The following is a 25833-nucleotide window of genomic DNA, read 5'->3' as shown; positions in this document are numbered from 1 at the left end:
GCGAACAGCCCGAGGTCACGGATATCCGGCGCCGGATACACCGACGTCGACGGCGGCCAGGATGCCGGAGCCGGCTGTCACTCCTTCTTCCCAGCCCAGCCACTCCGCCGCGGTGATGTACAGCGTCGTGCGATCGGGGCCGCCCAGCACGCACGCGAAACACCCGCGGTCGAGCGGCACCTCGTCGAGCAGTCGCCCGCCTTCGGCCACTCGCACGCACCGGCTCGTGCCGACGTCGGCGAACCAGACGGCGCCCTCGGCGTCGAGGCAGATCCCGTCGGGGTGCTCGGGCACCGCGGCCCAGGTGCGGCGACCGGACAGCCCGCCGTCGGGCGCGATGCCGAACGCGACGATCTCCTGGGCGTACGAGTCGGCGACGAGCAGCGTGCCGCCGTCGGGCGTGACCGCCATCCCGTTGGGGAACGCGAGCTCCTGCGCGACCTGTCGGACGACGCCGTCGGGCGTGACGAGCGCCACCGCGTTGTCGCCGCCCTCGAATCCGCCGCCGCCGTTCACGTAGGCGTTCCCACGCCGGTCCACGACGATGTCGTTCCAGACCTGGTCGCCGGCGGGCGCCAGATCCGCATACGGCTCGGGAGCGAGGCCGTCGGCGGCCTGGACCAGGAGCTGCGTGCCGGCCACGAGGAGCAAGCGCCCGTCGGGCAGCCGGTCGGTGCACAGCGGGAACGCGTCGGCGCGGGCGATCACCTGGGTGCCGCCCTCCGGCGTCAGCGTGAGCACCTCGCCCGCCGACCAGTCGGAGAAGTGCAGCCGCCCGTCGTGCCAACGCGGCGCTTCCACCAGGCCGCGCCCGGCCACGAGAGTCCGTACGGTTCGGTCGGTCATGGTGTGTCCTTCCGTCAAGGTGTGGACTGCGCCCGGGACCGGAACTCATCTGTGAGTGTCGGCGCGAGGAGGCCACCAGATCGTCCCCGCGTCTACGATCGCCCCCGTGACCGACTCGCCGCCTGGATCCCAGCTCACCGATGTCGAGGAGTACGCCGCCGCGGTGCTGGACGTCGTGCGCCGCATCCCGTCGGGCCGCGCAATGACGTATGGGCTGATCGCCGAGATCGTCGGTGAGGAGCTCGGCCGGGGCGGTCCGCGCCAGGTGGGGAGCGTCATGGCCGGGTCGGGGGACCGGTACGCCCACCTCGTCCCGGACGACGACGGCCCGGGGGGCGCGGGCGAGGAGGGTGCGGGCGAGGAGGGCGCGGAAGGCGACCCCGCATCGCCGTCGGACGGCGGACGCGTCCCGTGGTGGCGTGTCGTCAACGCCGCCGGATCCCCGCCCCAGCAGTACCTGACCGAGGCCTTGGACGCGCTGCGCGCGGAGGACTGCCCGCTGTCCCGCGACGGCCGCCGCGTGAACCTGAGGCGCGCGGTCTGGTTCCCCGAGGACGATGCCCTAGCCGGTCGTTGAGTGCTGGGTATTTGCGTTCTCAGCGCCCGAAACAGCGCAAATAGCCAGCACTCAACGATCGGTGGGCGGGCGGGTCAGACCTTTTTGGGGGCCAGGCGGGAGAGGAGGGCGCCCGCCGTCTGGCGGACGCGGCCGCCCAGCGAGCTGTCCTGGGACGCCGCCAGGACCGCCAGCATCGAGGCCGGGTCGCCCTGGAGGAGCATGGTCGTGATGGCGGTGTTCTCCCAGGTCGGCAGCTCGCGGCGGATCTTGTCGATCGGCCCGACGAGCGCGATCTCCTCCACGAGCTGCGTCGGCACGGCCGCGGCCGCCTCTTCCTTGTGCCCCGCGAGGTACAGCTCCTGGACCTTGTCGAGCGGTTCCTGGTAGCCGAGCCGGTCGAGCGACTGCTTGTGGAAGTTCGCCTCCTTGGAGCCCATCCCGCCCGCGTACAGGGCGATGTGGGGGCGGATGACGTCGGCGGCGGCCTCGACGTCGTCCCGCACGACGACGGGGACCATGGCGCACACCTCGAACCCGTCGGCCGGCGACCGCTCGGCACGACGTGCGTCGAAGCCCTCGGCGAGCAGCGCACGGAACTCGTCGTCCATCCGCGGCGCGTAGAAGCCGGCCATCCAGCCGTCGGCGATCTCGGCGGCGAGGGCCACGTTCTTGGGGCCCTGGGCAGCCAGCACGATGGGGATCTCGGGGCGGAACGGGTGCACTGTCGGCTTGAGGGCCTTGCCCAGCCCCGTCGACCCTGGCGCGTCGGCCGGCAGCGGGAGCTGGTAGAACGAGCCGTTGTGGGTCACGGGCGCCTCGCGGCGCATCACCTGCCGCACGATGTCGACGTACTCGCGCGTCCGGGCCAGCGGCCGCTTGTACGGCTCGCCGTACCAGCCCTCGACGACCTGCGGGCCCGAGGCGCCGAGCCCGAGCACGAACCGGCCCTTGGACAGGTGGTCCATCGTGAGGGCCTGCATGGCGGTCGCCGTCGGCGTGCGGGCCGACAGCTGGGCGATGCCCGTGCCCAGGCGCACGTTCCTGGTGCGGGAGCCCCACCAGGCCAGCGGCGAGAAGGCGTCGGAGCCGTAGGCCTCCGCCGTCCAGACCGAGTCGAGGCCGAGCTTGTCGGCGGCCACGATGAACTGCTGGATGCCCTTCGGGGGCCTGCGGGACCAGTAGCCGGTCTGGATTCCGATGCGCATGGGGGTCACCTCGTCGTGGAAACGTCTTACCTGAGACGGCGCGTCCCAAGTACTGCCCACACCCTACCGGGTGTGCGGCCCTCCGCTGCGCTGCCGCACACCACGTCACGTGTGGTCGGCAGAACGTCAGGAGATCGGCAATCCGAGCTACCGATCGCCTGACGTCCTGCCGACCACTAGGCCTCTACCGATAGCGTGGCGGCTGTGGCCACCGACCGGCAGTTCCGTCTCTACTGCCGCGTCGCGGCAGTCCTGTTCGCCGGGTTCACCGTGTACCCGGTGATCACCAAGCTGGCCGAGCACCGGCTGGCCCACGACTGGGCGCACAGCGCCCTTCACCTGCTGTTCTGCCTGCTCGCTGTGTACGCCGGCTGGGCCGCTCGGGACGCTCGGGCTGCGCGCCTCTTCACTGGAGCGGTCGGGGCCATCTACGCGGTGCTCGGCGTGATCGGCTGGTTCATCCCGGGGCTACTGCTCGGCACACCCGTGGCGATCCCGCTCGACCCGGTAGCCAACGTGTTCCATCTGGTACTGGCCGTGCCCGCGCTCATCCTGGTGACACGGTCCGTCGCTTCGTCACGAGGCCGGAGAGCCTCGTGACGGAGAGCCGATAGATGACTGGACCGTCTACGGTGGAGGCGTGGCCACCTACGACGACGTCGCCCGGCTCGCCCTCGCGCTGCCCGAGACCACCGAGGGCACGAGCCACCGCGGCCGCGCCTGGTCCGTAGCGGGGAAGGGCTTCGCGTGGGAGCGCCCGTTCAGCAAGGCCGACCTCAAGCGGTTCGGCGACGAGCCCGTCCCGGAGGGGCCGATCCTCGGCGTCATGGTCGACGACCTCGCGGAGAAGGAAGCCGTCCTCGCCGAGGCGCGGCCGGGGTTCTTCACGATCCCGCACTTCAACGGCTTCCCCGCGGTGCTGGTCCAGCTCGACGCCGTCGGCGACACCGACCTGCGCGAGGCGGTGGTCGATGCCTGGCTGGCGAAGGCGCCGCCGGCCCTCGCGGGGCAGCACGCGGACGAACTGCGCTGAGAAAGGCCCGCGTCGAGAACGACATCGGGCACCGAATCCAGCTCGGATCGGTGCCCAATGTCGTTCTCGAAGCGGACCCTCTGACCCGCGGCCGGCTCAGATCGAGTACTCGATGAGCTCCGCCGGGTCCTCGTTGCGCGAACGCTCGGCCACCGGCGCGTGCGGCACCCGGATCCGCGCGGGGATCCCCACCGCGACGGCTCCGGCGGGTACGTCCTTCACAACGACGGCGTTGGCGCCGATCTGCACGTCGTCCCCGACCCACACAGGCCCCAGCACCTTCGCGCCCGCGCCGACCGTCACGCGGTCGCCGAGGGTCGGGTGGCGCTTGCCCCGGTTGAGCGACCGTCCGCCCAGCGTGACGCCGTGGTACAGCATGACGTCGTCGCCCACGACGGCGGTCTCGCCGATCACGACACCCATACCGTGGTCGATGAACAGCCGCTGCCCCAGCCGGGCACCCGGATGGATCTCGATCCCGGTCGTCGCCCGCGCGAACTGCGAGAACAGCCGTGCGGGCAGACGAAGGAACGGCACCCGCCACATGCGGTGCGCCGCGCGGTACGCCCAGAGGGCGTGCACGCCCGGGTAGGCGAGGGCGACCTCCAGGCGGGACCGCGCGGCCGGGTCGTGGGCGCGCGCGGCGTCCAGGTCCTCGGCAAGAACCCGGAACAGCCCGCGCACCCGTGTCATCAGTCGACCAGGCCCTCGAACAGCGGCGTGGACAGGTAGCGCTCGCCGAAGTCGGGGATGATCACGACGATCGTCTTGCCTGCGTTCTCCGGGCGCTTCGCGACCTGCAGGGCCGCGGCGAGCGCGGCGCCGGACGAGGTGCCGACCAGCAGGCCCTCCTCCTTCGCCGAGCGGCGTGCTGCGTCGATGGCGGTGGCGAGGTTGATGTCGATGACCTCGTCGTACACCGTGGTGTCGAGGATCTCCGGCACGAAGTTGGCGCCGATGCCCTGGATCTTGTGCGGGCCGGGGGCGCCGCCGTTGAGGATGGGCGACTCCTCGGGCTCGACCGCGACGACCTTGATGTCGGGGTTCTTCTGCTTGAGCACCTGGCCCACACCGGTGATGGTGCCGCCCGTGCCGATACCGGACACCAGGATGTCGACGGCGCCGTCCGTGTCGGCCCAGATCTCCTCGGCGGTGGTCTCGCGGTGGATCTTCGGGTTGGCCTCGTTGGCGAACTGGCGGGCCAGGACGGCGCCGGGGCGCTCCTGAGCGATCTTCTCGGCCGCCGCGACGGCGCCCTTCATGCCCTCGGCGCCCGGCGTGAGCACGAGCTCGGCGCCGTACGCGCGCAGCAGCGCGCGGCGCTCCTTGGACATGGTCTCCGGCATCGCCAGGACCACCTTGTAACCACGGGCCGCGCCGACCCAGGCCAGGGCGATACCCGTGTTGCCAGAGGTGCCCTCGACGATCGTGCCGCCCTCCTTGAGCTCACCGGACGCCTCGGCGGCGTCGATGATGGACACGCCGATGCGGTCCTTCACGGAGTTGGCGGGGTTGTAGAACTCGAGCTTTCCGAGAACGGTCGCCTCGAGGCCTTCGGTCAGATGGTTGAGCTTGACGAGCGGGGTGTTGCCGATGAGCTTGGTCGCGTCGTCGTAGATGCGGGCCATGGTTCTTCCTTCGCTGTGTGGCGGGTGTGGCTGGCTGGAGTCGTGCGTGCCCGACGTCGGCGCCCGAGTCGTGCAGATGCGCGCCTCGGGACTGGCGTGGAGCGTCTGGGGCTGGTGTGGGGCCGGAGCATCGCGCTGGCGCCTGGGCCACGTTCGGCGGAGCCGAGGTGGTCGGACGCGAAGCGGACGCTCTACAGACAGCCTCGGGGGCAGCAGCCGATTGCGCACATCCAGCGCGCGGCGGCCGGACGGAAGGCGGTGGGGAGTGCGGAGCGCACGGTGCTCAAGACGTCCTCCCTGCGTGGGGCGACCGGGTGGCCGCGCGGCTGCGTGTTCCGTGGCGGGCTAGCGGCTCGCCTGGAGCAGATTACGCGGGCGAGGACTGTGAGACAAGATCTGTCTCAGGTATCGATCATGTCGATACGTTCGGCGTCCGCTCTCGACGGCTGGGATACAGTGACGGGAGTGCTGATCGGGGAGGAATAGGTGCCGTGAGTGACAGGGACGGGCTGCCCGCAGATGAGCTGCTCGATGCGCTCAAGGCTCTCGCCAACCCGGTGCGCCTGCAGATCATGCAGTGGTTGCGCGACCCGGAAACCGAGTTCGGCGAGTACGAGCCCATCGCGGACCGAGGCGAGTCCGGTGTGTGCGCCAGCCATATCCAGGCGAAGAGCGGGCTCGCGCAGTCGACCATCTCCTCGTACATGGTGACCCTCGAACGCGCCGGCCTCGTCGACTCGACCCGCGTGGGCAAGTGGACGCACTACAGGTGCAACGACGCGCTGCTGCGCCAGGTCGGGGCGGCCGTGGCGGGCCTCGGAGCGACAGCCCGGGCGATTCCCGCCTAGCGGCGGGACGGGCGTCGGCGCGCCCAAGGTGGTAGGCCCTCCACGGGTGCGCGTTCGGAGAACACATCGACAGATCGTGTTATGTCGGTAGGCTGCACTCGTGAGTCGAGATCCCGGACGCCCCGCGTCGGCCCTGATGGTCCATGCCCACCCTGAGCCCGCGTCGTTCACCGCTGCCCAGGCGCTCGCCGCACGCGAGTCGCTGGTGGAGCAGGGATATTCCGTCGAGTTCATCGACCTGTACGCGAAGCAGTGGGCACCCGTCCTGGACCGGGATGAGTTCGCCCCGTTCGACGGGCCGTTCAAGCCGCAGCGCGAGCAGTGGAACGCGGTCAAGGGCGGTCTTCTCGCCTCGGAGGTCGAGGCGGATCTGGCGGCGGTCTTTCGCGCCGACCTGCTGGTGCTGTCGTTCCCGCTCTGGTGGTTCTCCCTCCCCGCGATCCTCAAGGGATGGATCGACCGGGTCTTCGTCATGGGCGGCGTGAGCGGCGGGGACGTCGGGGTGTTCGACCAGGCTGCTCTGGCCGGTCGGCGTGCTGTGGTGCTGGCGACGACCGGGGGGACTGCCGACCACTTCACGCGTGGTGGGACGTTCGGCGATCCGGACGACTTCCTCTTCCACATCAACCGCGGAATGTTGGAGTTCGTCGGCTACGACGCCCTCGAACCGGTCATCACCTATGGGCCGGCCCACTTGGACGACGTCCAGCGTGCCGAGGCGCTTGCGAGCGTGCGCCACAGCTTCCGTGGCATCGACGACCGCGCCGTGGCACGGACCTCGCGCTCCCGCACGGTCGCCACCACCCCGTGACAGCTCAGCTCTGACCGGACGGCGGCCGGAGCACCCAGCGCCGTCTGCACCGAGCAGCGTGAACCCCGCGGCCCAGCCGAACCTGGCCCCGCGCTGGACGGCCAGGCCAGCGCGAGCGGCTTGCGCAGCCCGGGTCCGGCGACCGCCGGACCCGGCACCAGGCCGGCGCCGAGGTCGTGCGGGGGCGGTCAGGCGGCGAACAGGGAGAGGCGACCAGCGGTGGCCGCCGTCGTCGCGACGGTCTCCACGGCGCTCCCGCCCTCGCCGGCAGCGCCGCCGATGTTGATGTCCGAGCACAGGTAGTAGGGCTGGTCGAGGTGGGACGCCTGCCAGATCGTGTACAGGACTGCGCGTCCGCTGTGCCCGGACAGGTCGACGTCCGTCTCGTAGGTGCCCTGCGACGAGTAGGAGCCGGTCTCCTTGACGAGGTCCAGGTCGTCCCAGCCGAGCGCCTCCGTCGTCCGGTCGAAGCCCGCCTTGGAGACGTAGATGCGCAGATAGTCGGCGCCATGCCGGGCCTGGTCGGTCAGGGTGAGGTGGAACTGCTGCGGGACGTCCTTGGCGACCCACGGGCCCGGGGTGTCCAGGTAGTCGTACCGCGGCGACTGGGTACGGCCGCCCGCGCGGACGGACATGGTTCCTCCAGGTGCTCGGCGGGTGCGCCCGGCGGTGCCCGCCACGGCGCGTGCAGAACCACTGTGCGGAGGCGGGTCGGGCGAGACTACGGGGTGAATCGATTTGGGTTGTCCGCCGCGGTCGTGAAAGGAATGGGCCGTGAACCAGTCCCGGGTCCGCGAGGCCTCCACCGATGACGACGTCGTCGTGCTCGAGCTGATGACCGAGTACATGACGGAGGCGCTCGCCACGTTCGAGCAGACGTATGGCTTCGCTCTGGGCATGGAGGCGGAGCACACGGCCGATGCCCTGGCGAAGTTCCGGCGTCCCTCGGGGGTCATCGGGCTCGCGGAGGTCGAGGGTTCAGTGGCCGGCGTTGCGGCGCTGCGCCTGCAGGCCGACGGCGCCGCCGAGATCAAGCGGATGTTCGTGCGCCCCCAGCACCGCGGCGCGCACCTGGGCTCCGAGATGCTGGACTGGCTGCTGGACCTGTGCCGCGACGAGCTGAAGGCGCCGACGGTCCGGCTGGACAGCAACCGCTTCATGCGGGACGCCCACCGGCTCTACGAGTCGCGCGGGTTCGTGGAGCGCTCGCCGTACGAGGGGTCCGAGATCCCCGCGGAGCTGCAGCACCTGTGGCGGTTCTACGAGCTGCGCCTGGGCTGACGCCGCCCTTGGCCGGCGTTGCGACGCGCCCGGACCGGCGCCGCGACGCCCCCGAGGGGAGGACCGGTGAGTCCTGGCTGGCGCGGCGGAGTGTGCCTAGGGTCGGAGAAACCGAGTGCCCAGGAGGCTCCGCATGGCCGTCACCGATCAGCCCGCCGCAGTTCCCGCCGTCATCCAGGAGTTCATCGACGCCACCAACGCCGGCGACACCGAGCGCTTCGTCGCCACCTTCACCGACGACGCGTACCTGAACGACTGGGGGCGCGAGTTCCACGGGCCGGACGGCGTCCGGAGCTGGAACGAGACCGACCACATCGGGATGAAGAGCCGGCTCGAGGTGGTCTCGGTGGAGCCCGGCGCCGCGGCAGGCGACTACACCGCCACCATCAAGGTGACGAGCAACCGGTTCAACGGCACGGGGCCGTTCAAGTTCACGCTGCGCGACGGGAAGATCGCGAGGCTGGTGCTCAGCTGACGCTGTCCTCAGTGCGTGCCGGTGACTCGGGGGCACCGGCCGAGCGCCTCGGCGTCAGCCCCGACCTGCACGTGGTCGTGACCTGGCCGAACTCGAACGTGGTGGTGCTGTCGGAAGGCATGCTGGTCTGGCTACCGACGTGTGGAACCATCGCAGTCGTGAACGACGAGAGCGAGGCCGACGAAGCACCGGGACGGACATTCTCCGACGGTATTTCCGCACGCGCTGATCCGGCTGGGCTATTGGGACGGGCCGCACACGAGGCCCGGCTGGCCTGACCCGCGCGACTTCGTCGACCCCGCCTGGGATCCGGATGAGCGCGACGACGTGTACTACTACCTGCGTCAGGGGATCGTGGCGCGCGTACATGGGGAAGTCGGCGTGCCGGTTCTGCGGTGAGCTTGTCGGCTCCCGCGAGTTCACCGATCGTGTGTACGCGTGGCCCGAGGGGCTGCCTCACTACGTGCGTGAGCATTCGGTGCGTCTGCCGCCGGCCGTCGTCGAACATGTGCGGAGGACGACGGAGCAGCTGGAGCAACTCCCGGTGGACGACGCGTGGTGGCGCGACCAGGCGTCATGGCGTTGATCTCACGGGTGACCGGGGCGACGGTGAACCGGATCGTCCCGGTAGGCACGGTCATCGGCTGGGCCTCGACGCTGCCGGCCTCAGGAACGCGCGCACGTGCCACCAGATCACGAGCGGCACGGCGAACATTGCCGGGGCTCTCCGAAGAAGGCCTTGCTCTGGGCGCGAAAACTAGTACTGTAGATCGCGCGAGGGGCAATAGCTCCGAGAAGTGGACCCGAGACCCGTTCGGACGGACGTGGCGCTCGGGTTTCGCGTTTTCTAGACGTCGATGACGTCCACGACCATGGGTTGGGCTCTCCGGCGGAAATCGCCGCCACGCGCCCACGCCCAGCCGATACCGTCAGGTACCGCCAGCAGAGGCTCCTGAGCCGCTCGCTCATGCCGGAATTCCAGATCGTTGCACTGGTACTGCTTCGTGAGTTGCGTGAGGGCGCGTCGATCACGGGCCACGAGCGTCTGGTCGAGCTCGAGACAGAGTCGGGCGTCGCTGTGCTCGGTTGCATCGCGGATCAAGGACTCGAGGCAAGCCAGCCGGGCGTCGATCTGTGTCTTATAGCTGGCGCCTGCCCGGAAGATCGTCGCGGAGAGGTTTGCGCGTTCAAAGGTCGACAGAATCAGATGCTTCCGGGCTGGCCGTTCCGGCTTCATGTGCAGTCGGCTCTGCCCGGGCAGGATGAGGGTCCGCACTGTCTGCCGGGAACGACCGACCTCGGCCGGCGCGATTCTTGTTGCGATGAGGAGGTAGTCCCCCTGCTTGGACTCATCAACAAAAACGTGACCCCCCGTGCGCACCGCATCAGGCGTGCGGACGCTGCGAAGCCGCTGCTCGGAGCGGTTGGGAACATGCGCGTTCAATGCGTCCTCCTCGGGGATCGGCCCGACGCTACGCGCACGCGACTTTTCCCTGGCAAGGCTGACACGCCGGAGGGGCGAATTGCGTACCTGCTCCGCGCTGACTGACCGACTGCGCGAGTCCGCACGACGCGGCCTTCGGGCGATCGGTTGACCCGTACTCTGGCGGCGACGTCATGCCATTGACGCTCAGCCGAGAGCTGTAGGTAGGGGTGCGGTCCTGCGGATGAAGGCTTGGTCGTGTCGGCCGACCGCAGCCGCGGGACCTGCGCCGCGCAGGACGACGTCGAGCGCACGGTCGGGATCGGCCATGTAAGTCCCGCTGGCCCAGGCGGCGTTGGCCTCGATGACTGCGAGGCCGCTCTCCGTGGTGCCGAGGTCGACGACGATTGCTGTGGGCAGGGTTTCGGCCAGCTCGGCGAGCATCGTAGCCGCGCGACCTTGGACGGGGCTTGGCACAGGCCCGAGGTGGAGAGCGCCGTCGGCGGCGTACTGGCTGGAGGCGTGCACGGCGCCGTCGAGCAGGTGGAACCGATACTCGGCAGTGAACGTGACGATGTCGCTGACCAGAACGACCACGTCGCGGTCGAACGCGTCCGCACCAGGCAGACGAGTGCCGTCGGAGTAGATCATCGCGCGCAGGCTCTTGTCGTTGGGCGACTTGATGAAGGCAGGGCTGCGGAGTTACCAGGCGTCGGCGATGGACATCGCGGTGATCGTGCGCCGTGTGAACTCGAGCGGGAGATCAGGAAGCCAGGTCGCAGGCGCTTCGAGCAGCGCGATCCCGAGGTGGGGAGCGACCGCGTCGGCGAAGGGGGGCCCGGCGTGCACGTGGTCCGCGACCATGTCTTCAGGAACTTCGAACGTCGGGAACTGCGCCGTCGTCACACCTCGGCGGATCGCGGCCTCGCGGACCCGCTCGGCGGACGCCGTTAGACGGGGTGGAAAAACGAGCGTCCCGGGCATGGGCGCAGGATGGCACGTCGTCCGTTCGCTCGGCGACGACTTTTCAGGCCGGCTTCGCCTGGAGTCCGACTCGCTCAGCTTGGGCAAGGATGCGGTCCGCAGACTGCGTTGCTCTCCGTGGACGATGTCCACGGAGAGCAACCCGGCTCGAACTCGTGGTCTCTGCCCCCGTCAGTCCTTTGTCCTCCGACGACGAATGCTGCGTTCCTGCCGCCAGCGCCGACCGGCGATGCCGGGCGCCCCCTGCACCGCCCTCGACATCGGGCTGAACGTCGCAGGCCAGGTCGCCGGGGGCGTGCGGAGCGTCTCCACCACTTCGTCCACCACCTCGAGAGGGCCGCGGCCGCGGAGCGGGAAGCGGAGAAACACCTGGTGCGCGTTGTCGATCGTCCGGAGCACGACGCGGTAGGTCGACGGGTCGTCGAAGACCGGCTCGGCAAAACGCAGCGTCAGGCCGTCGTCCGCCAGCCGAGCTCGATCGACTCCCGTGAGGATCAAGCGCTGGGCGGTGTCCTGCGGCCGCTCCCACGCGTGGTCGGCGCCGATGCGCGCGACCTCAGCGTCGTACGGCGCCGCGTCGAACGTCGTCCCGTGGTCGACCGGAGTCTCGTGGAGCCACTCCCAGTGCACCACGCCGCCGTCCCGCTGGATCCGGACGTCGGTGACGCCGCACCCGTAGACGCCGCACGTGCAGCGTGCGATCGGCACCACGCGCGGTTCGGTCGTCGCAACGAGCCGGTTCTCGGGAATGAGCAGGCTGAACGGTGACATGCCGAGTCCTGCTCCCCGGGACGTCATCTCGACGTCGTCCACGAACACCTGTACCTCGAAGTCGTCCCCGACCTCACTGGGGACCGGAGCGATGGCGAACCGGATCGTCCCGGCACGTGTGGTCATCGGCTGGGCCTCGACGCTGCCCGCCTTGGGAACGTCCGCACGTGCCACCAGATCACCAGCGGGACGACGAACAGCTCCAGTACCAGCGCCCCGATGAACACCGGATGCGGCCAGCCCGTCACCACCACCGAGACGAGCCGCGGGATGCCACCCAGCGAGGCGATAGCGAGGATCACCAGGGTCACGGCAGCACGTTCCTCGGGACGGCGGAGGCTCCACCAGATGAGCAGTCCCGCGGCGAGCCAGAACGCGTTGACGAACCGGTACTCGCCGTCGACTGTTGCGTTCACCGCCTCGCCGCCGGGCAGCGCGGCCGGCCCACCCACGATCCCGAGGAGCCCGCTCAGCACGGGCACGGCGCCGAGCACCGCGATGACGACGAGCAGTGTCCGACGACCCATATGGGCAGTCTGGCACGGGACCAACCACCTCAGCCCGAGCTATTACTGGTGCTCGCCCGCGCTACGAAAGTCCGCTTCCAGAACACGCTCTGGCATGGATTTGAGAGGAAACCCATGCCAGATCGCGTGCTGGAGGCGGACTTCAGTGGGACCGGCTACCTGGTGCGCCACGGGTTCAAGTCCCGTCGCTCACCACACCGGGTCGGTGCGGTGCAGATCACCGGACGTCCAGCCGGTACGCACCCACCCAGGCCCGCGCGTCCAGGTCCCGGGGCAGCGCGTTCGGGCCGACCCGGTGCTCGCGGGCCCATCGCCGCACGTCGCTCCGGGCGAGGCCCTGCCGGGCCAGCACGGCGTGGACGCCACGGCCCGGCCCGTTGAACACGGCGGCGGCGAACCGTTGGTAGTCCCGCCGCTGTGCCGCCGGCAGCAGCGGTTCCGCACGGCGGTCGATCACGAGCAGCCCGGCGTCGACGTTCGGCCGCGGCCGGAAGGACCCGGCGGGGATGCGCCGGTCCAGGCGCGGCGAGAACCACGGCCACCACTGGGCGGTCAGGAGCGTGGTACCTCCGACGGCGGCGCGCTTGCGCGCGACCTCCCACTGCGTGATGAGCACGGCACGCTGCCAGTCGGCCAGGGCGAACAGGCGCCGCAGCACCGGCGTCGTCAGGTGGAACGGCACGTTGCACACGAGGTCGTAAGCGCCGGACGGCGGTGCGTGGCGCAGGATGTCGTCCCGGGTCACCGTAACGTTGCCGGGGACGATCCGGCCCAGCCGGCCGGCCGAGCGCGGGTCGATCTCGACCGCCTCGACCGGGCGGCCCAGGCGAGCCAGGGGCAGGGTCACCGCGCCGCGGCCGGCGGCCCACTCGACCACCGGCCGGTCGGCGTCCGGGACGAGCTCGACCACCCGGTCGATGACCTGTCGGTCGACCAGGAGGTTCTGGCCGAGCTCGTGGGCGCCGCCCGGGTGGGCCGGATCCGAGTGCCGCGGGACGCCGTCGGCGGCTGGGGGCAGGTCGTGGGCGCCGCCAGGCGGGCCCTGGCGAGTGGCGGGCGCGGCGTTGCGGGCGGGGGTACGGGAGGAACGGTTGCGCGACATGGCGTGCTCCGGAAGTCGTCGGTACTCGAGTTCCGGGCAGCACTAACGCGCCGCCCGGCGGAAGCCGGCGGCGCGGGGCACGCGCTGGGTGTGTGCGTTCCGCGCCGCTAGCGGGCGGAACGCTGCTTGATCGTTGCGTTCATGATTGGAGCCGACCCTAGGAGCCGCCCGTCCGAGGGCGCCACGGATTTTCGGGGAGGGTTGACACCATGGATCCGTCGATGGTCCTATGGCGCCACTGTTAACGTTCACATTCTCGCGAGGTCCCCGTGCAAAGAAGCACTAGTCGTTCCCGCCTGCGCGCTCGCGCGGTCGCCGCAGGCGCCGCCGCGGCCCTGCTCGGAAGCCTGATCCCGTTCCTGCCGGCAAGCGCTGCGGCGCCTGTCGCGACCGCCTCGGCAGCCGACGTCACCGACGGTCTGCTGCTGAAGTACGACCTCACGCAGACCTCGGGCACCACGGTGACCGACAGCTCCGGCAACAGTCGGAACGGGACCCTGGTAGGAGGCGCCACCTGGACCGGGTCCGAGCTGTCCCTCGACGGCGTCGACGACCACGTCAAGCTGCCGGACAACCTGATGGCCGGACTGTCCGCGATCACCGTGTCCACCGACGTGTATGTCGCCACGGACCAGGCGACGCCCTTCTTCATCTGGGGTCTCGGCAACACCGCGACGTCGGGCTCGGGCACCGGCTACCTCTTCGCGAGCGGCAACGCGTTCCGGGCCGGCATCACCACGACGAACTGGGCGGGGGAGAAGGTGACGGCGAAGTCGCCGAGCGGCAACCTTGACCGCGGAGTCTGGAAGACGGTCACCTACACCCAGACGGGCGCGACCGGCACTCTCTACGAGGACGGCGTCCAGGTCGGCCAGAACTCCGCCGTGACCGTGCTGCCGAGCCAGGTCGGCGGCGGCGTCACCACGAACAACCTGCTCGGCGATTCGAGCTACGCCGCCGACAACGCCCTCAAGGGGAAGCTGCGCAACTTCCGGGTCTACGACCGCGCACTCAGCCCGGACGAGGTCTCGACGCTCGCCCAGACCGCCCCGCCCGCCACGGACGACCAGTCGCAGGCCGACGCCGCGGCCGCCGCGCTGAGCATCGTGCACGCCGACGACGTCCGGGGGAACCTCACCCTGCCGTCGTCCGGGCTGAACGGCGCAACGGTCACCTGGGCGTCGTCCGGCCCCGCGGTCGTCGCCACGGACGGCGTCGTCCAGCGGCCGGCGCACGGCGCGGGGGACACGCAGGTCACCCTGACCGCGACCGTCGGCGTCGGCGGCGCGACCGCCACCCGCGAGATCCCTCTGACCGTGCGCGAGCTGCCCGCCGCCGCGGCGTACGAGGGCTACGCGTTCAGCTACTTCACCGGCAACTCGATCGCCGGCGAGAAGATCTACTTCGCCGCGAGCCGCGGCAACAACGCGCTCAAGTGGGACGAGCTCAACAACGGGCAGCCGAAGCTCGAGTCGACCATGGGCGAGATGGGCCTGCGTGACCCGTTCCTGATCCGCTCCCCCGAGGGCGACCGGTTCTACTTGATCGCCACTGACCTCTCCATCGGCCGCAACGGCGACTGGGACCGCTCGCAGCGCACGGGCAGCAAGTACCTCGAGGTCTGGGAGTCCACCGACCTGATCAACTGGTCCGCGCAGCGGCACATCAAGATCTCGCCCGACAACGCCGGCAACACCTGGGCGCCCGAGGCCTACTGGGACGAGTCGCTCGGGCAGTACGTGGTGTTCTGGGCCTCGAAGCTGTACGCCGCTGACGACCCGAACCACACGGGCAACGCCTACAACCGGATGCTCTACGCGACCACGCGCGACTTCGTCACGTTCAGCGAGGCGAAGATCTGGCAGGACCGCGGCGAGTCGCGCATCGACTCCACGGTCATCAAGGACAACGGCACCTACTACCGCTTCACCAAGGACGAGGGCGGCGGCGGCACCGGCTGCTCCGACATCATCCAGGAGAAGTCTGCGACGCTGACCGCCGTCGACCTGCCCGGCAACCCGTCCTGGGCGTTCATGGACGCCTGCATCGGCCGCGACGCGGGGACCTCCGCCGTCGAGGGGCCGACGGTCTTCAAGGCCAACCCGGGCGACACCTCCGGCTCCCCGTACTACCTGTTCGTCGACGAGTACGGCGGCCGCGGCTACATCCCGCTCGGCACCGCCGACCTGGAGAACCCGAACTGGCAGGTGGCGGCGAACTACGACCTGCCGGCCAGCCCGCGGCACGGCACGGTCATCCCGGTCACCGCGGCCGAGCTCGCCGCGCTGCGCGACGGCATTGTGATCCAGGAGCCGCCCACGCCCGTCGTCGCCGACGAGAACGGGCTGGTCGCGCACTACGCGCTCGACGGCACCGCGGGCACGGTCGCGCAGGACAGCACCGGCCACGGGTACGACGGCGTCGTCAGCGGCGACGCCACCTGGTCCGACGGCGCGCTGAACCTCGGCGGCACCGACGGCCACGTGAAGCTGCCGGACAACATGATGGCCGGCCTCGACGCGATCACCGTCTCGACCAAGGTCTGGCTGGACCCGGCCCAGGCGACGCCGTACTTCGTCTGGGGTCTGGGCAACACCGACGGCGGCGGCACCGGCAACGGCTACCTGTTCACCACGGGCAACAACTACCGGTCCTCGATCGCGACCGGCAACTGGACCACCGAGCAGACCGTGGCCTCCGGTTCGGCGCTGCCCCGCGGCGCCTGGAAGACGCTCACTTACACGCTCCAGGGCGGCACGGCCACGCTCTACCTCGACGGCGTCAAGGTCGGCGAGAAGACCGGCGTCACCATCAAGCCCGGCGCCATCGGCGACGGCCGCACCACCGCCAACTACATCGGCCGCTCCGTCTACACCGGCGACAAGTACCTCAAGGGCAAGGTGCGGGACTTCCGCATCTACAACCGCGCGCTGTCGGCCGCCGAGGTCCGGGAGCTCGGGGCGGACCCGACCGCCATCACCGGCGTGGACCTCGCGAGCCTCAAGGTCCCGGCCGTCATCGACGCGCCGACGTCGACCGTGACGCTGCCGGTGCAGCCCGGCACCGACCTGACGGCGCTGGAGCCGGCCTTCCAGGTCGTCTCGACGTCGACGGTCTCACCCGACGTCACGGGCCCGGTCGACCTGTCGACGCCGAAGACGTTCACGGTCACCGCCCAGGACGGTGCGACCCGGGACTGGACGGTGCGCGCCGTCGAGATGCGGTCGCCGTCGCTGCCGGGCCTGAACGCCGACCCGAACATCGTGAAGTTCGGCGACTTCTACTACATCTACGCCACGACGGACGGCGTGGCGGGCTGGGGCGGCAAGGACTTCTACGTCTGGAAGTCGACCGACCTGACCGACTGGAAGCGCTCGGCCGAGCCGTTCCTCACCCTCGACGGCGCGAACGGCGACGTGCCGTGGGCGAGCGGGAACGCCTGGGCGCCGACCATCATCGAGCGGGGCGGGAAGTACTACTTCTACTTCTCGGGCCACAACCCGACGTACAACCGCAAGACGCTCGGCGTCGCCGTCGCCGACAGCCCCGAGGGCCCGTTTACCGCGCAGCCGACGGCGATGATCCTCAACAACGAGGCGATCACGTCGGGCCAGGCGATCGACCCGGCGGCGTTCCAGGACCCCGAGACCGGCAAGTACTACCTGTTCTGGGGCAACGGCGGGCCGTCGAACGGGCCGGTCTACGCCGAGCTGAGCGACGACATGCTGTCGATCAAGCAGGACACGCTCAAGCGGATCAGCGGCCTGACCGACTTCCGCGAGGGCAGCTTCCTCAACTACCGCGACGGGCTCTACCACCTGACCTACTCGATCGACGACACCGGGTCCGCCGACTACCGCGTCGGCTACGCCACGGCCACGAGCGTCAACGGTCCGTGGACCTACCGCGGCGTCATCCTGGAGAAGGACACGACCCAGGGGATCCTCGGGACGGGGCACAGCTCGATAGTGCAGGTGCCGGGGACCGACGAGTGGTACATCGCGTATCACCGGTTCGGCATGCCCGGCGGCGACGGGACGCACCGGGAGACCACCATCGACCGGCTGTCCTTCAACGCGGACGGCACCATGAAGAAGGTGGTGCCGACGCTCACGAGCGTCGACCCGCTGCCCTACGACGGCGTCCGGCCGACGGCGCTGCGGTCGCCGAAGGCGCTCGGCCGGACGACGGTCGGCTCGACGCTCACGGGGACGCCCGGCACGTGGGACAAGGACGACCTGACGTTCACCTACCAGTGGCTGCGGGACGGCGCGCCGGTCGCCGGCGCGACCGCCCAGACGTTCCGCCTCACGAGCGCCGACGTCGGGCACCGCCTGTCCGTCCGGGTCACCGCGGCGCGTCCGGGCGCCTTCCCGGGCTCGGCGGTCTCCGGGAGCAGCGCCAGTGTGACGGCGAAGAGCTAGCGGCGGGCAGGTAGCAGAGCTGCGGAGGTCCCACCGACGGGGCCTCCGCACTCTGCTCCCACGATTGTTAACGTAAACATCCACGCAAGGTCGCGTGTGAGTCGCGTGTGAACAGGAGCGATCGAATGAGATCTCGACGCAGCATCCGCATCTCGGCGGGGGCGGCGGCCCTTGCCGTCGTAGCCGTCACCGGTGTCGCCGGGCCGGTGGTCGCGGCCGTGCCCACCGTGCCGGACCCGGTGACCTACGAGGCGTATCCCGCCGTCACCGACCCGGGCAACACGTCGCCGACCTACTTCCAGCCGTACTGGTACGACACCGGCGGGCGCCACGTCCAGGCGCACGGCGGTCAGATCGTCACCGGCACCGCCGAGGAGCTCGGCGTCGACGCCGACGAGGCCGTCGCCGTGCAGGAGGGCGGCACGACGGTCTACTACTGGTACGGCGAGGACCGGTCGAACGGCTACTACGAGAGCCCGGGCGTCTCGCTCTACACGTCGACCGACACGTACAACTGGACGAACCAGGGTGTGGTGATGCGGTCGGTCACGTCGCGTGAGGAGCTCCAGTCGGAGTACTTCGACGCGGTCTACGACACGGTGGCGGACGACGGCACGCCCCGCACGGCGGTGATCGACGACCTGTTCTACTACCTCAACGTCAAGAGCACGACGCCGACGGGCGAGCCGCAGCTCACCGCGATCTTCGAGCGCCCCAAGGTGCTGCACAACGCCCAGACGGGCAAGTGGGTCATGTGGTGGCACTCCGACGGGAGCATCACGCCCGGCGGCAGCACCTACGCGCGCTCGATGGCCGCCGTCGCCGTCGCCGACTCGCCGACCGGCCCATTCAAGCTCGACGGCGCGTACCGGCTCTACAACGAGCCCACCTACAAGACCGCGTGCAACCAGAACAGCGCGGTGCCGGGCGGCGCGCGCGACATGACGGTGTTCCAGGACGACGACGGCGCGGCATACATCTCGTACTCGTCAGAGGAGAACCGCAGCCTCTACATCGCCAAGCTCAACGCCGAGTACACCAACGTCGAGAAGACGACGGCGACCGACACCGTGGGCATCCAGTACTCCGCGGACGGGCAGTACCCGCGGATCTTCGCCGACGGCACGGCGGGCGCGCCGGTCGCGGGCCAGGACTACAGCATCGTGCGGCGGTGCGGCCTCCTCGAGGCACCCGCACTGTTCGTCCACGACGGCAAGTACTACGCGGTCACGTCCGGCGCGACCGGCTGGCGGCCCAACGCGCAGACCTACTACACGGCCGGCTCGATCCTCGGCTCGTGGATCCGGGGCGTGCAGCCGGACGACCAGTACGAGAGCGTCGCCTACGACACCATCCCCGAGGGCGGCGACGGCCTCCTCTCCTACGGCGACACCCGCCGGACGAGCTTCGGGTCCCAGGCTACGAACGTCTTCCCGCTCGACGCCGCCGAGGGCAAGTTCGTCTACATGGGCGACCGGTGGAACAGCGGCGCCGCGGACTCCACGTACGTCTGGCTGCCCCTGACCTTCGGCGAGGGCGGCCGCCTCGAGATGCGCAACCCCGCCGCGCAGGACGCGCGTTGGGCGTCCGGCTGGACGGACGCGTACTGGGACGACAAGGGTGCCGGGCAGTACGTCTGGCGGGTCACCGACGACCGCCTGCCCGACACGGTCCGCACCAACGACGACCTCACGCAGGTGCTGCCCAGCACGGTGGCGGTCACCGCGAACGGCGTCACCACGGACGTCCCGGTCACCTGGAGCCCGACCGCGCTCGGCACGGCCGGGAAGCAGACGCTCACCGGCACCCTCGCCGGCGACGCCGACTTCACGCCCGGACGGACCTTCCGCCGCACCGTCGACGTGATCGCGCACGGCGTGCACAACTTCGCGCCCACCGCGAAGGTGACGGCGTCGAGCCGGCAGGACCTCGCCGCGACGACGATCGACGGCAGCCTCGGCAAGGGCTGGGACGACTGGGTCGGCGGGGGCAAGTACCCGCTGTCGAGCACGCTCGACTACTCCTGGCCTGAGCCGCGCGCGCCGCACGAGATCGCGGTCCACCTGTACAAGGACGGCCCGACGGCGACCTGGCCTTCGCGCATCGCCGTCCAGTACCAGGACGCCTCCGGCGCCTGGAAGGACTCCGGCGTTGCGGCCGACGTCGCGCAGGACGCCGCCGGACCCGCGCCCGTGGTGCGCCTCGACACGACGTCGGTCCCGCCCACGACCGCCGTCCGCCTCCGCCTGACGACGGCGACGTCGACGTGGCAGTCCGTCGCCGAGGTCGAGATCCTCGGCCTCGCCCCGGCGCCCGGCACGGAACTGGCGAGCCTGTCCGTGGACGGCGAGCCGGTCGACGGCTTCGACCCGGCGGTGTGGGACCAGACGGTGCTGGCCACGAGCGCGACGCCGGTCCTCGCGGGTACGGCGAGCGACCCGGCCGCCACGGTCACGGTCGACCAGGCGACGGCCGAGCGGCCCTGGGCGTTCGTCGTCGTGACGGCGGCGGAGGACGGCAAGCCGGTGGCCGAGCGCATCTACCGGGTCAAGGTGCTGCACCCCGAAGGTGACGCCCGCCTCGCCGGCCTCGCGGTCGACGGCGTGCCCGTCGCGGGGTTCGCCGCCGACACCCTCGGTTACGGCGTCGACACCGGGCCGTGGGGCGCGGTCCCGGACGTGACCGCCGACCCGGTCCAGGACGGCGCCGCCGTCGACGTCGCCGCGGACCAGGTCTCGGCACGCGTCACGGTGACCTCGCCCGACGGGAGCACCACCCGCACGTACACGGTGAAGTTCACCAGCACGGGCTGCGCCGACCCCAGCGTCGGCGCGCCGTGGGCCGCGGCCGCGTGGGGTGCCCGACCCGCGTCCTTCTGCCAGGGCGACGGTTCCTCGTTCCGCATCTCCGACGCCGGCGACGGCGCCTGGACGACCAAGGACAACCTCACCGTCGTGTCCCAGCCCGACCGGCTGCCCGTGGGCGGATCCGTGCAGACCTACGCCGCGGCGATGGACCGCGGGCCGAACGGCGACCCGCGCAGCGGTCTGATCGTGCGCAACGACCTGTCGACCGCCGGCAAGGGCACCTCGGACGGGTACGTCACCCTCGTGGCGAGCCCGTCCGGTGCGTACCTGCAGTGGGACGCGAACGGCAACGGCTATCTCGACTCCCAGTCGAGCGCCGTCGCGGCCGCGACGTGGCCGGTGTACCTGCGCCTCGAGCGCACGACGGACACCACCATGACGGGGTACTACCGCACGTCCGCCGACAAGCCGTGGACCGTGGTGGGGACCGCGCCGCTGACCAGCGCGGACGCCCGCCTGGACGCCGGTGTCGTCGCGACCGCCAACAACGCCCAGGGGACGTCGGTCGCCACGATGCTCAGCACGCGGTTCTGGGACGAGCCCGACGCGGCCGACGCCGTGCACGTCGGGACCGTGGCCGAGACGGCGCCGGTCCTGCCCGGGACGGTCGGCGTCACGCTGGTCGGCGGCGACCGGATCACCGCACCCGTCACCTGGGAGCCGATCGATCCCCTGGCGTACGCCGAGGCCGGGACCTTCACGGTCGCGGGCTCGGTCGGGGGTACCGGGCTCACCGCACGGGCGACCGTGACCGTCGCGCCGCGGCCCGTGCACGCCGTCGTCGGTCAGGAGACCACGTTCACGGCGGGAGGATTCGACCCCGGCGAGGTCGTGCACGTCACGCTGATGCCGCGGGACAAGGCGGGGAAGGCGCTGACGCCCGTGCCGCTGGACGACGTGACGGCCTCCGACGGCGGCACGGTGACGCCCGGCTTCGTCCTGAGCGGCGTCCGCGTCGGCACCCACGACCTGGTCCTCCGCGGAACTGACTCCGGCACGGAGCTCCGGCTGAAGCTCGTCCTGGTCCGTGCGGAGGACATGCTGTAGCCGCGTGCGACGGGGAAGGACTCGGTAGCGAAGTCCTCAGCTGTGACGCTGGCTAGGATCTTGCGTATGGAGCCTCCGGCTGCGGTGGGCACGGGCACCGGCGGGCGACTTCGCGCCGCCGAGGTGATCGGCACGCTGTGCTTGGCGACCGACCTCGGGATGGGCTTCCCGTTCGAGCACGGCGCGCTGACAACCGTGATCGCGATGCGGCTCGCCGCCTGTCTAGGGGTCGATCGCGAGACCGCGGTTCAGGTGTACTACGCGTCGCTGCTGTCACACGCCGGCTGCACGGCGGACGTGCATGTCGCGGCGGAGGTGTTCGGTGGATCGCTGACCGAGCATCTCAACCCGCTCATGTACGGCTCCGGTCGCGACATCCTCACCGGCCTCGTCCGGGCACTGCCCGACCCCGACGCCTCGGGCCTCGCTCGGACCGCCCAGATCGCTCGGCGGTTCCCCAGGATGACGCGCGAGACCCGCCCTGCCCTGGTCGCCAACTGCGAGGTCGCGGGGATGCTGGCCGACCGGGTGGGGGCGCCGACGGCCGTGCCTGGCCTGCTGGCGTATCTGACCGAGCGCTGGGACGGGAAGTCACCGCTCAGGCGGGCGTCGGGTGAGGCTATTCCGGTTGCGATGCGGATCGTGCACGTGGCCGTCGACGTAGCGTTCCAGCTCCAGATCGGCGGTACAGACTTCGCACGGCGGGTCATCGGCGATCGCGCTGGGCGGGCGTTCGATCCCTGGGTCGCGGTCGCGGTGACCGACGCGAGCTCGGAGATTCTGAAGGTCGAGGAGGGCTCCTCGGTGTGGAGGGAGGCTCTCGCAGCGGAGCCGGAGCCGTGGCTGTCCCTGGACGGCAAACAGCTCGACCTGGCTGTTGCCGCGATGGGCCGGTTCGCGGACCTTGTCTCCCCGTACCACTCGGGGCACTCAGCGGGCGTCGCCGAGCTCGCCGGTGCCGCCGCGCAACGCTGCGGCCTCGACCCGGGGGGCGTGCGGACCGTGCAGCGCGCCGGCCACGTGCATGACCTCGGCCGGGTCGCCGTCGACGCGGCGACGTGGGGCAAGGCGGGTCCACTGAATGCCGACGAGTGGGAGCGTGTGCGACTGCATCCGTACCACACCGAACGGGTCCTGTCTCGGTCCGCTACCCTCGCGGCGCTCGCACCCGTCGCCGGCGCGCACCACGAACGCCTGGACCGCTCCGGATACCACCGCGGCTCACCGGCGGCCGACCTGCCGCTGCCGGCCCGGATCCTGGCGGCGGCGGACTTGTTCCACGCCAAGCTCGAGCCTCGGCCGTACCGCCCAGCGCTCACCAGAGCCGAGGCGGCCCAGACGGTGCTGGCCGAGGCGAGGTCTGGCCGCCTGGACCCGGATGCCGCGGCCGCAGTCGTCGAGGCGGCCGGTGAGCGGTCGCCGCGCGTCATGCATCCCTGCGACCTGACGGACCGGGAGATTCAGGTCGTCGGGCTCCTGGCCCGCGGCCTGCAGACGAAGCAGGTCGCTCGCCGGCTCGGCATATCGGTGAAGACGGCCGACAGCCACATTCAGAACGCCTACGGCAAGATCGGCGTCTCCTCGCGCGCCGCGGCAACGCTGTTCGCGGTCGAGCACGGTCTGCTGGCATGGGGAGAATTCCCGATACCGGGGCAACAGGTGCGGACCTAGCTTTGGCGCATAGCCGCGAATTCCCGCGGCAGTCCGAAGGAGCGCCATGGTCACCAGCACCCAGGTCAACGGCGTTGACCTGCACTACATCGAGCAGGGTCAGGGACACCCCGTCGTGTTCGTCCACGGCGGTTTCGGCGACTACCGCGCGTGGGAGCAGCAATGGGACGCGTTCGCTCCCAGCTACCGCGCCATCGCGGTCAGCTGCCGGGGATCCTGGCCGAACGAGAAGCTCGCCCCCGACGAGACGATCACGCTGGACACGTTCGTCGGTGACCTGGCCGAGTTCGTGCGCACGGTCAGCGTCGAGCCAGTGCACCTCGTCGGCCACTCGTCCCCAGGGGGATTTGCCGGCCTGTGCCTCGCGCGGAACCATCCGGAGCTGCTTCGCTCCCTGGTACTGCTCGAACCGCCGGCGTTCCCCGTTCTGGGTGTCAACATCCCACCCAGCCCACTCCAGGTCATCAGGTTGCTCCTGCGCAGCCCGCGGGCAGGAGCGGCCTTCATCAGGTTCGGGGCCAAGGGGATCGGCCCCGCGATGAGGGCCTTCGCCCGCGGTGACGACGAGGAGGCGGTCCGGGTGTTCGTCACGGCCAATGTCGGCGCAGACGGTTTCGCAGCGATGCCGCAGGAGCAGTTCAGGCGGTTCGTGGAGAACGCGGGGCCGCTCAAAGCCCAGCTGCGGGCCGGCTTCCCCACGTTCGGCCCGGACGACGCCAAGGCGATCCAGGTGCCCACCCTGCTCGTCTCGGGCAGCAAGACCCCGCCTCACATCACGGCTGTCACCGACCGGTTGGAGCAGCTCATTCCCGATGTTCGACGTCTCGACATAGTCGGCGCCAGCCACGGCATGTTCACGACCCACCCGACAGAGTTCAATGCCGGAGTCCTGCACTTCATCCGCGCGCACGACGCAGGCCGGTAGGCAGGCGGATCGACCGCTCAGGGCCCGACGGTGCGGCCGCGGGAGGTCTCGCGGCCCGCGAGCGTCCGGGTCATCGGGGCTCCTCGGCGGCCAAGTTCTCGCCGGCCAGGGGCAGGGTGGCCAGGACGGTCCACCCGGCGTCCGGACGCGGCCCCGCCCGCAGCGTGCCACCGAGCGCCTCGACGCGTTCCCGCATCCCGATCAGGCCGTATCCGGCGCCGGATCCGGTCGCCGGGTCGATCCCTCGCCAGACGGCGCCGGCATGCGGGGCGTCGTCCGACACCTCGACGCTGACGCCGTCGGGGACGTTGCTGACCGTCACCGTCACGGACCGTGCCAGGGGCGCGTGCCGCGTGATGTTCGTGAGCGACTCCTGGACCACCCGGTAGACGGCGGCGGTCAGCTCCGGCGGCCACGCGGGGCCGCCGTCGGGCAGCCGCAGGCGTACCTCGTGGCTGCGGCCCTCGAACCGGCCGACGAGCGCGCTGAGCGACTCGGGGCCGGGCGCGACGGGGGAGGCGTCGTCGGCGTCGCGCAGCAGGCCGACCACGCGCCGCAGGGAGGTGAGGGCCTCCGACGCGGCGGCCTCGATACCCGCGAGGGAGTCCGCGAGCCGCCCGGGCTCGGCGGGACCCCTGCGGACCACGATCTGGGCTGCCTGCGCCTGGACGACGATGCCGGTGATGTGGTGCGCGACGACGTCGTGCAGCTCGCGCGCCACCGTGAGCCGCTCGTCCCGGCGCACCTGCTCGACCGTCGCCTCGCGGCGGGCGACCAGGAGCCGGCCGCCGAGACCCGCGGCGACGGCGGCGAGCCAGGTCGCGGTGTTCACCGTCGGGATGACCGTCGCTTCGGGCACGAACGGCACAGCGGCGAGCCAGGATCCGGCGACTACGACCAGGCCCCCGCCGGCGACCACGGCGGCCCGCCGGGTCGGGAGCGTCCGCACCGCGGACGCGATCAGCACCCCGAGGGCGAGCGCCATGGCGGGGGCGGGTTCCTCGGGGAGCCCCGCGAGCTGCGCGACGACGACGGTTGCCGCCGCCACGGCGAGGCCCGCGAGCGCCATCGCGAACCGGTGCCGGCGGCGAAGGAGCGCGAGCGCGCAGACCACCGCTCCCGCGCCGAGGCCGAACACCCAGGAGAACCCGCCCCAGCTCGCGGCCAGTGCCGCGGCGGTGAAGAGGAGCGCGACGGTGAGGAGGAGGCCGAGGAAGAGGTCCCCGAAGATCCTGGTCGGTGCTGCTCCGCGCCCGATCGTGTGCACGCTGTTCAGGTTACGAGGGTCGACGGCGTGCGTCGCTCGGTCGCGGCGCCTGACACCGGGCGACGCCCCACGGCGTCGGACAGCGCGACCGGCCAAAGGTACGCGCGCGCCCCGGCCCACCCGTTGAGTGCTGGATATT

The 25833-nt window shown here is 70.9% G+C and carries 23 protein-coding genes and 1 pseudogene; 12 read left to right on the top strand and 12 right to left on the bottom strand.

Annotated features, from left to right (window positions below; genetic code table 11):
• Window positions 1–15: 15 nt before the first annotated feature.
• Window positions 16–846, bottom strand: a complete 831-nt coding sequence (locus tag ACFT2C_RS03220; protein ID WP_377205568.1) for an SMP-30/gluconolactonase/LRE family protein — start codon at window positions 844–846, stop codon at window positions 16–18.
• Window positions 847–952: 106 nt separating this feature from the next.
• Here ACFT2C_RS03220 and ACFT2C_RS03215 point away from each other — a divergent pair, with 106 nt between their 5' ends.
• The gene (locus ACFT2C_RS03215; RefSeq protein WP_377205567.1) at window positions 953–1423 is read left to right on the top strand and encodes an MGMT family protein; all 471 of its coding nucleotides are present in this window, start codon (window positions 953–955) and stop codon (window positions 1421–1423) included.
• Window positions 1424–1497: 74 nt separating this feature from the next.
• On the opposite strand, the gene ACFT2C_RS03210 is transcribed toward ACFT2C_RS03215, so the two are convergent.
• Window positions 1498–2610 carry an LLM class F420-dependent oxidoreductase gene (locus tag ACFT2C_RS03210; RefSeq protein WP_377205566.1) on the bottom strand — a complete coding sequence of 371 codons (1113 nt, stop codon included), beginning with the start codon at window positions 2608–2610 and terminating at the stop codon, window positions 1498–1500.
• Between the two features lie 204 nt (window positions 2611–2814).
• Between ACFT2C_RS03210 and ACFT2C_RS03205 the strand changes: the two genes are divergently transcribed.
• Both ACFT2C_RS03205 and ACFT2C_RS03200 read left to right on the top strand, forming a co-directional pair.
• Window positions 2815–3210: a hypothetical protein gene (locus ACFT2C_RS03205; protein WP_377205565.1), complete on the top strand. Its 396-nt coding sequence runs from the start codon at window positions 2815–2817 to the stop codon at window positions 3208–3210.
• 40 nt (window positions 3211–3250) lie between these two features.
• The gene (locus ACFT2C_RS03200) at window positions 3251–3643 is read left to right on the top strand and encodes an MmcQ/YjbR family DNA-binding protein (protein ID WP_377205564.1); all 393 of its coding nucleotides are present in this window, start codon (window positions 3251–3253) and stop codon (window positions 3641–3643) included.
• Window positions 3644–3739: 96 nt separating this feature from the next.
• On the opposite strand, the gene epsC is transcribed toward ACFT2C_RS03200, so the two are convergent.
• Entirely contained in the window at window positions 3740–4336 is a 597-nt protein-coding gene (epsC, locus tag ACFT2C_RS03195) for a serine O-acetyltransferase EpsC (RefSeq protein WP_377205563.1), read from the bottom strand.
• Entirely contained in the window at window positions 4336–5271 is a 936-nt protein-coding gene (cysK, locus tag ACFT2C_RS03190; protein ID WP_377205562.1) for a cysteine synthase A, read from the bottom strand. The genes epsC and cysK overlap by 1 nt, the downstream gene beginning before the upstream one ends.
• A gap of 491 nt (window positions 5272–5762) precedes the next feature.
• Here cysK and ACFT2C_RS03185 point away from each other — a divergent pair, with 491 nt between their 5' ends.
• Together ACFT2C_RS03185 and ACFT2C_RS03180 are read left to right on the top strand one after the other, a co-directional pair.
• Window positions 5763–6119: an ArsR/SmtB family transcription factor gene (locus ACFT2C_RS03185; RefSeq protein WP_377205561.1), complete on the top strand. Its 357-nt coding sequence runs from the start codon at window positions 5763–5765 to the stop codon at window positions 6117–6119.
• Window positions 6120–6219: 100 nt separating this feature from the next.
• The gene (locus ACFT2C_RS03180) at window positions 6220–6930 is read left to right on the top strand and encodes an NAD(P)H-dependent oxidoreductase (protein ID WP_377205560.1); all 711 of its coding nucleotides are present in this window, start codon (window positions 6220–6222) and stop codon (window positions 6928–6930) included.
• Window positions 6931–7118: 188 nt separating this feature from the next.
• Here the strand turns inward: ACFT2C_RS03180 and ACFT2C_RS03175 are convergent, their stop codons facing one another.
• Complete coding sequence (locus tag ACFT2C_RS03175; protein WP_377205559.1) at window positions 7119–7565, bottom strand: lytic polysaccharide monooxygenase; 447 nt, start codon at window positions 7563–7565, stop codon at window positions 7119–7121.
• Between the two features lie 139 nt (window positions 7566–7704).
• On the opposite strand from ACFT2C_RS03175, the gene ACFT2C_RS03170 reads away from it, so the two are divergent.
• The 3 genes from ACFT2C_RS03170 (at window position 7705) to ACFT2C_RS03160 (ending at window position 8964) form a co-directional block, all read left to right on the top strand.
• Window positions 7705–8211 carry a GNAT family N-acetyltransferase gene (locus ACFT2C_RS03170; RefSeq protein ID WP_377205558.1) on the top strand — a complete coding sequence of 169 codons (507 nt, stop codon included), beginning with the start codon at window positions 7705–7707 and terminating at the stop codon, window positions 8209–8211.
• Between the two features lie 133 nt (window positions 8212–8344).
• Window positions 8345–8686, top strand: coding sequence for a nuclear transport factor 2 family protein (locus tag ACFT2C_RS03165; RefSeq protein WP_377205557.1), 342 nt, complete (start codon window positions 8345–8347; stop codon window positions 8684–8686).
• An 11-nt stretch (window positions 8687–8697) separates the two neighbouring features.
• Window positions 8698–8964, top strand: coding sequence for a hypothetical protein (locus ACFT2C_RS03160; RefSeq protein ID WP_377205556.1), 267 nt, complete (start codon window positions 8698–8700; stop codon window positions 8962–8964).
• 569 nt (window positions 8965–9533) lie between these two features.
• Here ACFT2C_RS03160 and ACFT2C_RS03155 read toward each other — a convergent pair.
• The 6 genes and pseudogenes from ACFT2C_RS03155 to erm all read right to left on the bottom strand — a co-directional run bounded on the left by ACFT2C_RS03155 (window position 9534) and on the right by erm (window position 13493).
• A complete protein-coding gene (locus ACFT2C_RS03155; protein WP_377205555.1) occupies window positions 9534–10130 on the bottom strand; it encodes a hypothetical protein in 597 nt (198 codons plus the stop codon).
• Between the two features lie 186 nt (window positions 10131–10316).
• Window positions 10317–10796: pseudogene (locus tag ACFT2C_RS03150) on the bottom strand (ATP-grasp domain-containing protein); the annotation flags it as partial.
• A 15-nt stretch (window positions 10797–10811) separates the two neighbouring features.
• The gene (locus ACFT2C_RS03145) at window positions 10812–11093 is read right to left on the bottom strand and encodes a hypothetical protein (RefSeq protein WP_377205554.1); all 282 of its coding nucleotides are present in this window, start codon (window positions 11091–11093) and stop codon (window positions 10812–10814) included.
• Window positions 11094–11264: 171 nt separating this feature from the next.
• Entirely contained in the window at window positions 11265–11990 is a 726-nt protein-coding gene (locus tag ACFT2C_RS03140; protein ID WP_377205553.1) for a hypothetical protein, read from the bottom strand.
• Complete coding sequence (locus ACFT2C_RS03135) at window positions 11987–12391, bottom strand: DUF4345 domain-containing protein (RefSeq protein WP_377205552.1); 405 nt, start codon at window positions 12389–12391, stop codon at window positions 11987–11989. Before ACFT2C_RS03135 ends, ACFT2C_RS03140 begins: the two co-directional genes overlap by 4 nt.
• 217 nt (window positions 12392–12608) lie before the next feature.
• A complete protein-coding gene (gene erm, locus ACFT2C_RS03130) occupies window positions 12609–13493 on the bottom strand; it encodes a 23S ribosomal RNA methyltransferase Erm (RefSeq protein ID WP_377205551.1) in 885 nt (294 codons plus the stop codon).
• Window positions 13494–13762: 269 nt separating this feature from the next.
• Between erm and ACFT2C_RS03125 the strand changes: the two genes are divergently transcribed.
• The 4 genes from ACFT2C_RS03125 to ACFT2C_RS03110 all read left to right on the top strand — a co-directional run bounded on the left by ACFT2C_RS03125 (window position 13763) and on the right by ACFT2C_RS03110 (window position 24427).
• Complete coding sequence (locus ACFT2C_RS03125; protein ID WP_377205550.1) at window positions 13763–17917, top strand: family 43 glycosylhydrolase; 4155 nt, start codon at window positions 13763–13765, stop codon at window positions 17915–17917.
• Window positions 17918–18042: 125 nt separating this feature from the next.
• On the top strand, window positions 18043–21831 hold the full coding sequence (locus ACFT2C_RS03120; RefSeq protein WP_377205549.1) for an Ig-like domain-containing protein: 3789 nt from the start codon (window positions 18043–18045) through the stop codon (window positions 21829–21831).
• A 66-nt stretch (window positions 21832–21897) separates the two neighbouring features.
• Window positions 21898–23502: an HD domain-containing phosphohydrolase gene (locus ACFT2C_RS03115; RefSeq protein ID WP_377205548.1), complete on the top strand. Its 1605-nt coding sequence runs from the start codon at window positions 21898–21900 to the stop codon at window positions 23500–23502.
• Window positions 23503–23548: 46 nt separating this feature from the next.
• Window positions 23549–24427 carry an alpha/beta fold hydrolase gene (locus ACFT2C_RS03110; protein WP_377205547.1) on the top strand — a complete coding sequence of 293 codons (879 nt, stop codon included), beginning with the start codon at window positions 23549–23551 and terminating at the stop codon, window positions 24425–24427.
• 70 nt (window positions 24428–24497) lie between these two features.
• Here the strand turns inward: ACFT2C_RS03110 and ACFT2C_RS03105 are convergent, their stop codons facing one another.
• Window positions 24498–25694, bottom strand: a complete 1197-nt coding sequence (locus tag ACFT2C_RS03105; RefSeq protein WP_377205546.1) for a sensor histidine kinase — start codon at window positions 25692–25694, stop codon at window positions 24498–24500.
• Window positions 25695–25833 lie beyond the last annotated feature (139 nt).

Origin of the sequence: Promicromonospora sp. NPDC057138 (genome assembly GCF_042670845.1) — a bacterium.
Lineage (GTDB): Bacteria > Actinomycetota > Actinomycetes > Actinomycetales > Cellulomonadaceae > Promicromonospora.
The sequence above is the reverse complement of the archived record's forward strand: the minus strand, read 5'-3'. Positions and strand labels throughout refer to the sequence as shown.